Genomic DNA, 382 nt, shown 5'->3' with positions numbered 1-382 from the left:
TGACTCGTTAGCTCAGCCGGTAGAGCATCTCACTTTTAATGAGGAGGCCGATGGTTCGAATCCATCACGGGTCACCACTTTTTATTGTTGTATAACTTGGCCCCTTCATCTAACGGTTAGGATTCATGGTTTTCATCCATGCCACAGGGGTTCGAATCCCCTAGGGGTCACCAAGGTCAATTATACAACTATAAATCCACTTAATTGGTCGATTAGCTCAGTTGGTAGAGCGCTACCCTTACAAGGTAGATGTCATAAGTTCGAGTCTTATATCGACCACCATTGTTTATTTAGGTGCGGCCGTAGTTTAGTTGGTTAGAATGCCTGCCTGTCACGCAGGAGGTCGCGAGTTCGAGTCTCGTCGGCCGCGCCACTTAAATAA

At 46.9% G+C, this 382-nt stretch carries 4 tRNA genes; all 4 read left to right on the top strand.

Going from position 1 to position 382, the window contains the following annotated elements:
* Position 1: 1 nt before the first annotated feature.
* The 4 genes from CRU91_RS12115 (at position 2) to CRU91_RS12100 (ending at position 373) form a co-directional block, all read left to right on the top strand.
* A tRNA-Lys gene (locus tag CRU91_RS12115) sits at positions 2 to 77 on the top strand.
* Between the two features lie 21 nt (positions 78 to 98).
* A tRNA-Glu gene (locus CRU91_RS12110) sits at positions 99 to 173 on the top strand.
* Positions 174 to 206: 33 nt separating this feature from the next.
* Positions 207 to 282 (top strand) — tRNA-Val (locus CRU91_RS12105).
* 14 nt (positions 283 to 296) lie between these two features.
* A tRNA-Asp gene (locus CRU91_RS12100) sits at positions 297 to 373 on the top strand.
* Positions 374 to 382 lie beyond the last annotated feature (9 nt).

It is taken from the genome of Aliarcobacter vitoriensis (assembly GCF_003316695.1).
Taxonomy (GTDB): domain Bacteria; phylum Campylobacterota; class Campylobacteria; order Campylobacterales; family Arcobacteraceae; genus Aliarcobacter; species Aliarcobacter vitoriensis.
Note: the sequence above shows the minus strand (reverse complement) of the source record. Positions and strands in the feature narration are given on the sequence as shown.